Annotated in this window: 10 protein-coding genes; 8 read left to right on the top strand and 2 right to left on the bottom strand. The window is 34.5% G+C overall.

Annotation, left to right across the window (positions count from 1 at the left end):
- Positions 1 to 17: 17 nt before the first annotated feature.
- A complete protein-coding gene (locus tag FDO66_RS17950) occupies positions 18 to 194 on the top strand; it encodes a zinc-finger domain-containing protein (protein WP_141434040.1) in 177 nt (58 codons plus the stop codon).
- Positions 195 to 304: 110 nt separating this feature from the next.
- Here FDO66_RS17950 and cspD read toward each other — a convergent pair whose 3' ends face one another.
- Complete coding sequence (cspD, locus tag FDO66_RS17955; RefSeq protein WP_009791749.1) at positions 305 to 505, bottom strand: cold-shock protein CspD; 201 nt, start codon at positions 503 to 505, stop codon at positions 305 to 307.
- Positions 506 to 859: 354 nt separating this feature from the next.
- On the opposite strand from cspD, the gene FDO66_RS17960 reads away from it, so the two are divergent.
- Positions 860 to 2,137 carry a DUF445 domain-containing protein gene (locus FDO66_RS17960; protein ID WP_141434041.1) on the top strand — a complete coding sequence of 426 codons (1,278 nt, stop codon included), beginning with the start codon at positions 860 to 862 and terminating at the stop codon, positions 2,135 to 2,137.
- Positions 2,138 to 2,275: 138 nt separating this feature from the next.
- Here the strand turns inward: FDO66_RS17960 and FDO66_RS17965 are convergent, their stop codons facing one another.
- Entirely contained in the window at positions 2,276 to 2,995 is a 720-nt protein-coding gene (locus tag FDO66_RS17965; protein WP_141434042.1) for a ZIP family metal transporter, read from the bottom strand.
- A 659-nt stretch (positions 2,996 to 3,654) separates the two neighbouring features.
- Between FDO66_RS17965 and FDO66_RS17970 the strand changes: the two genes are divergently transcribed.
- The 6 genes from FDO66_RS17970 (at position 3,655) to FDO66_RS17995 (ending at position 12,307) form a co-directional block, all read left to right on the top strand.
- The gene (locus tag FDO66_RS17970) at positions 3,655 to 5,352 is read left to right on the top strand and encodes a glycoside hydrolase family 13 protein (RefSeq protein WP_141434043.1); all 1,698 of its coding nucleotides are present in this window, start codon (positions 3,655 to 3,657) and stop codon (positions 5,350 to 5,352) included.
- Positions 5,353 to 5,456: 104 nt separating this feature from the next.
- Positions 5,457 to 6,560 (top strand): ABC transporter ATP-binding protein, encoded by a 1,104-nt coding sequence (locus tag FDO66_RS17975; RefSeq protein WP_141434044.1) that lies wholly within the window; start codon positions 5,457 to 5,459, stop codon positions 6,558 to 6,560.
- A gap of 235 nt (positions 6,561 to 6,795) precedes the next feature.
- Positions 6,796 to 8,073: a sugar ABC transporter substrate-binding protein gene (locus FDO66_RS17980; RefSeq protein ID WP_141434045.1), complete on the top strand. Its 1,278-nt coding sequence runs from the start codon at positions 6,796 to 6,798 to the stop codon at positions 8,071 to 8,073.
- A gap of 245 nt (positions 8,074 to 8,318) precedes the next feature.
- Positions 8,319 to 9,662 carry a sugar ABC transporter permease gene (locus FDO66_RS17985; RefSeq protein ID WP_258535780.1) on the top strand — a complete coding sequence of 448 codons (1,344 nt, stop codon included), beginning with the start codon at positions 8,319 to 8,321 and terminating at the stop codon, positions 9,660 to 9,662.
- Positions 9,662 to 10,492: a sugar ABC transporter permease gene (locus tag FDO66_RS17990; protein ID WP_141434046.1), complete on the top strand. Its 831-nt coding sequence runs from the start codon at positions 9,662 to 9,664 to the stop codon at positions 10,490 to 10,492. The genes FDO66_RS17985 and FDO66_RS17990 overlap by 1 nt, the downstream gene beginning before the upstream one ends.
- A gap of 126 nt (positions 10,493 to 10,618) precedes the next feature.
- On the top strand, positions 10,619 to 12,307 hold the full coding sequence (locus FDO66_RS17995; RefSeq protein ID WP_141434047.1) for a glycoside hydrolase family 13 protein: 1,689 nt from the start codon (positions 10,619 to 10,621) through the stop codon (positions 12,305 to 12,307).
- Positions 12,308 to 12,327: the final 20 nt, after the last annotated feature.

The following is a 12,327-nucleotide window of genomic DNA, read 5'->3' on the forward strand; positions in this document are numbered from 1 at the left end:
TGAAAGGAGGAGTTCTTTTGAATCGGAAAAAAATACTTAATGAAGTAGAAGAATTAATTGAAAATTATTGCAAGGACTGTTTCTTGTTTAAATTTCATAAAGAAGAAAAAGGAAGGCGTTATGCCCATCGTTTCTGTATTTCGAAGTGTACAGTTGGAGAAAAAATAAAAAACTGTGGAGAGAAGCTATCGTAAAGAAAAGCGGTGTCCTCCACAGGTTGTTTAGACATTTATTGAGAAGTTTTCAAAAAAAATAAAGACTGGCGAATTTCGCCAGCCAAAGCATTTATATAGAAATAGTGAGATTAAAGTTTTACTACGTTAGCAGCTTGTGGTCCACGGTTTCCTTCAACGATTTCAAAAGAAACTTCTTGACCTTCTTCTAAAGATTTAAAACCATCTCCTTGGATCGCAGTGAAGTGAACGAATACGTCGTCTCCACCTTCAACTTCGATAAATCCAAAACCTTTTTCGTTATTAAACCATTTTACTTTACCGTTTTGCATGTTAACTTTTCCTCCTAAGACTTTCAAGACACTTCTTGTGTCTAAAAAAATAAATATTCTCATAAAACAAAACATAGCAGAGCTAGTAGTATGTATTAGCGAAAATATATTCTGTTCAATGATGACTATAATATACAATAATGAATGAATTCAGTCAAGGAATCAACCCTCTTTTTTACAAAACACAATGAAATATTTTGAATTTTTAATGTATTTTTTAGAAAGAGCTTGTCTTATTGTCATACCAATGATTTCTCTTCAATGATCGAGAAGAGAATCACATTAGATGAAGGTTTCACATTATTATATAGTTATAGTAAAATGGATGAAGATGATTATGAATGAGGGAATAAAATGGAGCAAAAAAATAAGATCCAATCAAAGAAATCTAAACATTATGCAAGTATATCACTAGGAATTATGGGTGCGGGTTTTTTAGGCACGATCCCAATACAAGATACATCTTATGGTTATTTAATACAAGGTGGCTTTGAGGCAGGACTCGTTGGTGGTTTAGCTGACTGGTTTGCCGTAACAGCCTTATTTCGTCATCCTTTAGGGTTGCCAATACCCCATACCGCATTATTACCGAAAAAAAGAAAAAAAATGACGGAATCTCTTGTCACTACTCTACAAAATGATTGGCTCACAAAAGAAAGTCTACGCGAAAAAATGGTGCATATTAATGTAACGAATAAAATCGTTTCAATGATTGAAAAAGAGCTGCATTCTGATTCAGTCAAAAGATTGATAACGATGTTGATCGAGAAAAATGTGAATCGCATAAACTTTGAAAAGGCTATACCTTTTATAGGAAAGGAACTTAAATCATTCCTCCTGTCAATCGAAACAAAGGCGGTTCTTCAAAAGATTGTCGATCAGGTTGTCATTCGTGAATATGATGAAAAAGCATTAGATTTTCTGTTGGGGAAAGTTGAGAAATGGGCAATAGAGGAGAATCGAAGCAGCCAGCTTGGAAGTTGGGCCATGAAAGCATTAAATGGGATTGAATTAGATGGATTTTTACAGTTTGCTTTGAAATCTTTTCAAAGTCTTATGAATGAAGAAAAATTAGGAAGTATAATACAAAACCTTATTTTGAATGGGATAAAGGCATTAAGCAAAAAAGATAATAGTTATCGACAAAGCTTGCTTTTTCACGTTCGAACAGAGCTGAGAAAAATGAAAAATAACCAAAATCTGATTGAAGAAATTGATCAGTGGAAGAATAAGCTAATTAATGATTGGGATTCAGAAGATACGTTAGAAAGGATGTTAGAAAAACTAAAAAGAAATTTAGTAGAAAAAGTTCAAAATACAAGTTTTATGGACGAACATCTTCTCCCATACATATCAAAGTTTATCAGCCAATTTAAAGATGAGCCGGAGAAAAATACACTCGTTGAAGGTTGGATTCAAAATGGGCTTGCCATTATTATTGAGAAAAATCATTCGAAAATCGGTGACCTTGTACAAGAAAATTTAAATAAGCTTGATGATAAAACGTTAATTGATATGATGGAAAATAACATTGGAAAAGATTTGCAATGGATTCGAGTAAATGGTGCTGTGTGTGGCTTTGTCATTGGACTCATCTTAACAGGTTTAAAAATGGTCATTACTTTGTTTTGACGCATGTTTAAATCTAAATAATAAAATGAAACTTCCATTAGTGGGGGATAAACGCAGACATAAGCGCGATGTCCTGTCGCATTGTCTGCACTATTACTTCCTGTACGTCGGAAAACTCACACTGATGGAAGTTTCACCTTATCTAATCCATTCTGTAAGGGCTACCATTGTTAATAATCCTATAATAAAAGAGAACGTTGCTGTCCTCTCATTTCCGTCCCCGTGACTTTCAGGAATGATTTCTTTATAAACGACAAAAAGCATGGCACCTGCAGCAAATGCTAAACCATAAGGGATAATGAACTCAATCCCTTCAGAGAATGTTAATCCTACATAAGATGCAAATAACTCAATCATTCCTGTGAACAATGTAATCATAATGGTTTTCATTCTAGAAATCTTTGTAGCAATAAGAAATAATGAAATTAAAAATCCTTCAGGAATATTCTGGAGTCCGATCGCAAATGATACAAGCTGACCTAATCCTTTATATTGACTGGCGTAGCTTATCCCAATCGATAATCCCTCAGGCACATTATGTATGGCCATCGCTATGAGCAGAAGTTGTGGATTTGTTTGATGTATGGATGGAATTTTATGATCTGCTTCATGATGTGGAAGAATACTCTCTAAAAATGTTAACATACTAACTCCAAGTAACATCCCAATCGTTAGCACCCACCAATTCGATAATTTGATGGTGGATGGTATTAAACCGTAGGTAGACGCTGCAACCATTATGCCAGCACTATAAGCAAGTAGGTTATCCTTTACTTTATGAGATAAATTTTGCAAGAAAAGTGCTGGAATAGAGCCAATGACTGTACAAAAAGCACTTAATAATAATCCTGCATTCATGGTGCTTGTCCCCCTTTTATAAAAGATATGAGAATGAAAAAAATAAATACATAGGTATTGTTCATTTTTTAGGCTAAAAAAAGAAATGAAACATTTTAGGGGCGGTGGGGAAACAACTCTGGCTAATAAAAAATCTTAACAACGTTACCTTTATTGAAGAGTTATAATTCGATCTGATGATCAGTCAAATTTCTCATTTTTTGTGATTGAAAGGTTAAAAAACATAGAAATGATGTTAAATAATCTAACAACTTAGTAGACAGTTAAGTAATTTATTCATAAAATGAGTTTCAATAGCATATCAAATAAGTTTTCGACAATAAATGCTTTTTCTAATTTAATATCAGAAATTTCTAAAATATTTTTTCTGGAATTTTATCAAAAAAACATTTATTTTATCAATTAATATATTATAATGTTTTGGGAAAAGGTTTTCTTGTTTGTCACATCTTAAGAAAATTCCTATTTTAAATAGAACCTTTAATGAATCTATTATAAAGTTTATTTTTTAATTACAGGAAAAGGTTTTCCTTCCGAATAGAATAAAACAATCACTGGATAAAATAATTTAGTCTAATAGGAAAAGGTTTTCCTTTTTTATTTTGCTTTTTCAAAAGGTTAAAAAATAAAAGAAAATACATGTACATAAAAAATGGAGGATGAATGCAGAAGTGAGGAAATGGTGGAAAGAAAGTGTGGTTTACCAAATTTATCCACGTAGCTTTATGGATAGCAACGGAGATGGCATTGGTGATTTGCAAGGGATTATTTCAAAATTAGATTATTTAAAAGAACTAGGCATCGATGTGATTTGGTTATCACCTGTTTATAAATCACCAAATGATGATAATGGCTATGACATAAGTGATTACCAGGATATTATGAATGAATTTGGAACAATGCAGGATTGGGAATTGCTTTTACAAGGCTTACATGAACGTGGAATGAAGCTCATGATGGATTTAGTAGTGAATCATACCTCGGATGAACATAAATGGTTTATAGAATCTCGTTCATCCAAAAATCATCCAAAAAGGGATTATTATATTTGGAGACAAGCTAAAGATGGGAAGGAACCAAATAACTGGGCATCTTTCTTTAGTGGTTCGGCATGGGAATTCGATGAGAAAACGGAAGAATTTTATTTGCACTGTTTCTCGAAGAAACAACCAGATTTAAATTGGGAAAATGTTGAAGTGCGTCAGGAAATCTATAGCATGATGAAATGGTGGCTAGATAAAGGAGTTGATGGTTTTCGAATGGATGTCATCAATTTACTTTCTAAAGTACCAGGTTTACCTGATTCACCAAATCCGAATGGAACAAAATATGCTACTGGTGGCCAAGGTTTTTTAAATGGACCAAGAATTCATGAGTTTTTACAAGAAATGCAAAAGGAAGTTCTTTCGAAGTACGACATTATGACAGTTGGAGAAATGCCTGGGGTTACAACGGAGGATGCCCTTTTGTATACAGGTGAAGACCGTAAGGAACTAAATATGATTTTTCAATTTGAGCATTTAGGCTTTAGTTCTGAGCTTGGCGGAAAATGGGAAACTCATCGATTGCCTCTTTCCTTTATTAAATCAAATTTGTCAAAATGGCAAATTGAATTAAATGGTAAAGGATGGAATTCCTTGTATTTTAGTAATCATGATGTTCCTCGTCAAGTATCTAGATTTGGCGATGATAAAAAATACAGAACCCAGTCTGCAAAAATGCTTGCAACTGTTTGTCATATGATGCAGGGGACGCCTTATATTTATCAAGGTGAAGAGATTGGGATGACGAATGTTCATTTTCCGACAATTGAAGAGTATAAGGATATTGAGACGCTCAATATGTATAAGGAAAAAAGAAGTGAGGGAGTTCCACATGACATCATCATGGAATCTATCTACGTTAAAGGAAGAGATAATGCAAGAACTCCTTTTCAATGGGATGATTCCGAAAATGCAGGATTTACTTCCGGAAATCCTTGGATCAATGTAAATCCAAATTACGAAGAGATTAATGCCGCACAGTGCTTAGAAGATCCTAATTCCATTTTCCATTACTATAGAAAGCTTATTCAGCTGCGTAAGGAACACGATATTGTTGTTTACGGAGACTATCAGCTTATTTTAGATGATCATGAACAAATTTTCTCTTATATTCGAACATTAGGTAATGAAACATTATTAGTAATTTGTAACTTTTCTAAAGAAACGCCAACTTTCTACTTGCCAAGCACAATTATATATGACAAGAAAGAAAGACTTATTAGTAATTATAAAGAAATAGAGCCTGATGAAATTTCAGTAATTCTGCTTCAGCCTTATGAAGCAAGAGTATATAAGTTAACTACCTTAAGCTAAAGACTTATTATTCATTGAATGAAGTATGGCCTTTTAACGGAAAATAACATTAGTTTAAAGGATTATACATCAATAGATCTAAATAGGAGAAAGGAGAAATCCAAATGGCAGGTTTAAGTTTTAAACACGTAAAGAAAAGGTATGATAACAACCCATATACAGTAAAAGATTTCCACTTGGAGGTTAAGGATAAGGAATTTTTAGTACTGGTTGGTCCATCTGGCTGTGGAAAATCTACAACTCTAAGAATGATCGCTGGGTTAGAAGACATATCGGAAGGTGAATTTTATATAGGTGATCGCCTTGTTAATGATGTTGCTCCTAAAGATCGTGATATTGCAATGGTCTTTCAAAGCTATGCGCTTTATCCACATATGACGGTATTTGACAATATGGCTTTCAGCTTGAAATTAAGGAAAGTACCTAAGAAAGAAATTGAAAAACAAGTAATGGAAGCTGCGAAAATATTAAATTTAGAGCCTCTGTTAAAGAGAAAACCAAAAGCACTTTCTGGAGGGCAGCGCCAACGTGTTGCTTTAGGTCGTGCAATTGTTCGTCACCCACAAGTATTTTTAATGGATGAGCCTTTATCCAACCTGGATGCAAAGCTACGCGTTCAAATGCGTTCTGAGATTAGCAAATTACACAAGCGCTTAGAAACAACCTTCGTATATGTAACCCATGATCAGACAGAGGCTATGACAATGGGAGATCGCATTGTTGTCATGTATGACGGAGAGATTCAACAGGTTGCAACTCCAACAGACATATATGAATTTCCAGTCAATAAATATGTTGCTGGATTTATTGGGTCTCCTTCTATGAATTTTATAGATGGAGAGATTATAGAAGAAGGTACAAATTTATTCTTTAAAGGAACAGGTGTTAGTCTTCAAATTTCTGAGGAAAAAGCAAGTGCACTTCGCTCTGAAGGATACATTGGGAAAGAAATCAGTTTTGGAATTCGTCCAGAAGATATTTATGAAGCTTCATCTGGCATGGATACATTTCCAGAGATAAAAGCTGAAATAGATGTAGTAGAAAACATGGGATCTGAATTATACCTTTATGCCAAGATTAATTCCATCAATCTAATTGCAAAAGTAAAAAGTAGAATAAAATACAGCTTTGGTGATCAAATTACCTTAGCGATTGATATGAATAAATGCCATTTCTTCGATAAATCAACTGAAAAAGCTATTCGTTAAATGGCTCAATTAATAACCCCTTTTGGGTAGTGAAAAATTCTTGGAATGTAAGCAGAGCGTTAATGAATTTTTGAAATCACGCAGCTCTTTCTGATTATTTAAGAATTTTTTTATCATACAGAATTTGCAAATAGGGGGTGAAAGTGAGCTGAGAAGCAAACAAATAGAATTTTAAGATCTTTAAAGCTTTTGCATGAAAATTTTATTAATTCATTTATGAAGGGGTAGAAGTAAAATGAAAATGAAACAAATCGCAGTCGTATTGCTTGCATTAATGATGTTATTACTTACAGCGTGTAGTGGACAATCAAAAAATGAACAAAAACCTGCAGATAATGGAGCAGCTGACAGTGCTTCTGATGAGCTAAAGCCAGAAAAGGGAGCAAAGCTAAAGGTTTGGACAGTGAAAGACCAATTCATGGATGAAGCAATTGCTGATTTTGAGAAACAATATAATATTGATGTGGAACTTGAGGATGTTTTTTATACAGAGACATTAGATCGACTTAAAACGGATGGACCAGCAGGACTTGGAGCAGATTTAATTGTTTTCGGACATGACAGAGTGGGAGATGCGGCAAAATCAGGTCTTATTTTACCAAATGACTATTTCGAAGAAGAAACAAAAGAGAATACAATCCCGTCAGCTATCGATGCGGTAAGCTTTGAAAACATTGTATATGGCTATCCGAATTACATGTTTACATACGCGATGTATGTCAACAGAGATCTTGTAGGAGATGCTAAACTTGAAACATGGGATGAAGTAAAAGAAATTTCTAAAAAGATTAACGATATTCCAAACAATAAATATGGCTTTATGATGGAAACGAATAGCCCGTATTTTGTACAGTCCTTTTTAAATGGCTATGGCGGTTATATTTTTGGCAAGAACGGCACTGATAAGAATGATCTTGGAATTAGCAATGAGGGTTCAATCAAAGGAATGGAGTTTTTCCGTTCATTAAAAGAAATTTTGCCAATCAAAAATACAGATATTACACGTGATGTGAAAACAGGTCTATTCCAGGAAGGAAAAGTTGGTTTAAATATTGATGGTACTTTTAATGCTGCTTCCTACAAAGATGTGCCATTTAAACTTGATGTAGTTCCATTACCTAAAATGCCTGGAGACAAAAATCCACTTGCTTTCTCTGGAATTAGCAGCTTCTATGTAAGTGCGTATACAAAATATCCAAATGCTTCTAAGCTATTTGCACACTTTATGGCTTCTAAAGATATGCAAATGAAACGAGCATATTTAGTTGGGGATATCCCTGTATATAAAGGGGTTTCAGATGAGTTAGATAAGTATAAAGATAAACCAATTCTTCAAGGTTCTATTAAACAAGCGGCTAACACAGTTCCTATGCCAAATATCCCTGAGATGGAATACTTCTGGGGCAATGTGACTCCTACTTTAGAGCTGGTTTGGAATGGAGCAGACATTAAAAAGACATTAGAAAAAGCTGAGGAAAAAATGAAAGAAAGCATTGAAACAGGTAGTAAGTAACAATTAAAAGGGAGTTTCTAATTGATGGCCACCTGGTATCAAATGCCAGGTGGTTTTCTTATAAAAGATAGATAAGTTTTTGGAAGGTAGGCATGTGTATAGCTTTAGCACCTTAGCCCTTGCGAAAAATAACACTTTGTCTCTAAATGTAAAAAGCATTTTTTTTGAGCCAAGCGAACATTTTTCTTCAAGGTAATCAAGGCGCTTCCGCTTTTCAAAATTCGTTTGAAGGGAGATGTTCGTTCATGAGTATGCATGATGAAAAGATGCATCCTACAGAAATACAACATCATCGTAAAAAAGCTATGATTTTATCAATCCTGAGCATGGGTTTAGGTCAGCTTTATAATAAACAATATATTAAAGCGATCATATTGTTAGGCATCCACGCTTTTGGACTGTACACAATCATTTCTCGACTGCCACATGCATTATGGGGATTAGTCACTTTAGGAGAAAAAGAAACGAGACTCGAAAAAGTCGGAAGAATTTATCAAAATGTAATGGGAGATCACTCCATATTTTTATTGGTAGAAGGATTAATTACCTTATTCATCCTGTTATTAGTTACAGGAGTGTATGTTCTAAATATAAAGGATGCATATTTAGTTGGGAAGCTACGTGAAGAAAGACGGAAGCCAAATACCTTCAAGCAAACAATTAAATATGTACTGGATTATCGATTTCCACAAATTGTAATTTCGTTTCCTTTGCTAGGCGTATTTTTCTTTACGATCTTGCCAATTATTTTTATGATCTTAATTGCATTTACGAATTACACTAGAGAAAATATGCCGCCTGCTCATCTTGTTGATTGGCATGGATTTAAAACGTTTCTAGATATATTTAAAATTAAATCATGGAGCACAACCTTCTATGGTGTAACGATTTGGACATTTGTTTGGGCTTTTTTCGCTACAATTACTTGTTTCATAGGTGGATTTGCTGTTGCCTTATTAGTTCAACAGAAAGAAATCAAATTTAAAAAAGTATGGCGTACGCTCTTTATTATTCCTTTTGCTATTCCGATGTTTGTATCGGCTTTGATTCTTCGAAACATATTCAATGGTCAATTTGGACCAATAAACCAATATCTTAAGTTAATGGGATTTTCACAAATTCCGTGGTTATCAGATCCAGAGTGGGCGAAATTCACCATTATATTAATCAATTTCTGGTTCGGTTTTCCTGTAACAATGCTAATGATTATTGGTATATTGTCAACGATTTCGAAAGATATGTATGAAGCTGCAGAAATTGATGGTGCAAATGGTTTTCAAAAACTGCGTTTAATTACGTATCCGTCAGTCATGATAACGATGGCGCCGATCCTTCTAATGCAGTTTGTCGCTAATATTAATAACTTCAATATCATTTATTTAATCACAAATGGTATGCCGACAAATGCAGATTACAGATTTGCTGGTCATACAGATATATTGATCACATGGCTATTTAAGCTTTCCTTGATACAAGGGCAATATAATTTCGCATCAGTTATAGGGGTCTTTATTTTTGTCATTTTATCGGTTTTTGCCATAATCAATCTGCGTCGTACGAAAGCGTTTAGAGAGGAGGATACACACTAATGCTTAAAACGAAAAAAAGAGTCCAGTTGACTTTAAGTTATCTTGCCTTAATCATCATTGCTATTTTTTGTCTCTATCCGGCCATATGGGTGATCCTAGCTTCTCTTCGTCCTGGTACATCGTTATATAGTGAAACACTAATTCCGACAAAAATTACCTTTGATCATTATTTAAGGCTCTTCACTGCCTTTCCGTTTGCTCAATGGTATTTTAACACGATAAAAATTGCGGTTATCAGCATGATTTGTGGGACCATTTCCACGCTTATTACGGGTTATATCTTTTCTACCTTTAGATTTACAGGAAGAAAGAATATAATGAATAGTTTGCTTGTATTAGGTTTATTCCCAGGTTTTATGAGTATGATTGCCATTTATATATTACTCACCCAAATGAATCTGCTTAATACACATTTCGCTATTATTATAGTGTATGTTGCTGGGGCACCATTAGGGTTCTTATTTGCAAAAAACTTTTTTGATACAATGCCAAAAGGAATTATTGAAGCTGCGAGAATTGATGGAGCAGGTCATATGCTCATTTTTCTAAAAATTATTTTGCCGCTTTCTAAACCATTAATTGTTTATACATCATTAATGGCATTTAACGCAGCTTTCACAGACTTTATTTTCGCAAAACTCGTTTTACGCAGCCCTGAGAAAAAGACACTTGCCGTTGGCTTGTTTGATATGCTGGGAGAAAATACAGCACCTGAGTTTACCGTTTTTGCTGCAGGTTGTGTCATGATCGCTGTACCAGTCACATTATTGTTTATTTTTATGCAAAGATACTTAATTGAAGGGATTACGGCTGGGGCTGACAAAGGATAATAATCATTTTTCATACATGAATAGAAAATGCAATCTTTGTTGATACATCACTTTATAACTGTAATGAGTTAGTAAGCCAATAGAAAACAGCTAATAAAGGAGATGAAATAGATAGGAGAGGATTATATGGAAAAAAATTGGTGGAAGGAAGCTGTTGTTTATCAAATTTATCCAAGAAGCTTTATGGATAGCAATGGTGATGGCATTGGCGATATACAAGGCATTATTTCTAAACTCGATCACTTAAAAGAGCTTGGAATTGATGTTTTGTGGCTTAGTCCTATTTATCAATCACCAAATGATGATAACGGTTATGATATAAGCAACTATCGAGATATTATGAACGAATTTGGTACCATGAAGGATTTTGATCTGTTGCTATCGGAAGCCCATAATCGAGGGATCAAAATCATGTTGGATCTAGTCGTCAATCATTCTTCAGATGAACACCCGTGGTTTATTGAAGCGAAAAAATCAAAAGATAATCCTTATCGTGATTATTATATATGGCGTCCTGCCAAGAATGATGGCAGTCTTCCAAATAACTGGGGAGCTTGTTTTGGCGGATCAGTTTGGGAATATGAGGAGAATACAAATGAGTATTATCTTCACCTTTTTTCTAAAAAACAGCCTGACTTAAATTGGGAGAATCCAAAGCTCCGCCAAGAGGTATATGATCTAATGAACTTTTGGCTGGAAAAGGGTGTGGATGGCTTTCGAATGGATGTCATTAACTTTATCTCAAAGGTTGATGGTTTGCCAGATGGACAGATGAAAGAAGGATATGAGTTTGGTGATGGGTGGCAATATTTTCTAAATGGGCCAAAAATTCATGATTACTTACAAGAAATGAATAAAAAAGTGCTATCAAACTATGATACGATCACAGTAGGTGAAATGCCAGGTGCAACAATTGAAGATGCGAAGCTATACACTGGCAAAGATCGAAATGAACTGCAAATGGTGTTTCATTTTGAGCATGTTTCTGTTGGAGATGGACCATATTGGAAGTGGACACCTGTGGAATGGAAATTAACCGAGCTGAAAGAAATATTTAGCCGCTGGCAATATGGGCTAAAAGAGGACGGATGGAACAGTTTATATTGGAGCAATCACGACCAGCCACGTGCAGTATCTCGTTTTGGTTGTGATGATCTTGAATTTCGTACTGTTTCTGCAAAAATGTTGGCTACTTGCTTACATTTGCATCAAGGTACTCCTTACATTTATCAAGGGGAAGAAATCGGGATGACAAATGTAAAGTTTGAAAATGTTGAAGATTATCAAGACATTGAAACCCTTAATGCTTATCAGGATTATGTGAAAACAGGTAAGCTTACCCATGAACAAATGATGAAGGGCATACACGAAAGAAGCCGCGATAATGCGAGAACGCCTGTCCAATGGACGAATGAGCCAAATGCTGGTTTTACAACTGGGGTTCCTTGGATTAAGGTAAATCCAAATTATCGGGAGATTAACGCAGAAAATGTAAAAAAGGATCCAAACTCTATTTTTCATTACTATAAAAAATTAATTCAGCTTCGAAAAAAAAATGACATCATAGTGTATGGGACGTTTGACATATTAATGGAAGGAAATGAGCAGATTTATGCGTTTACTAGGACATTGAATGAAGAAAAACTAGTCATAGTATGTAATTTTACTAGTGAAAATCCTGTTTTTAAGCTACCAAGTGACATCAAGTTTACTAATCAAGAATTACTTATTAGTAACTACGAAGTAGATCCAAGAAGTCAGGTAAATGAGATAGTCCTTCGCCCTTATGAAGCCCGCGTATATCGCCTTCGTTAACCATGAAAGATATACCTCAT

This window comes from Bacillus sp. 03113, assembly GCF_006546985.1.
Taxonomy (GTDB): domain Bacteria; phylum Bacillota; class Bacilli; order Bacillales; family Cytobacillaceae; genus VATK01.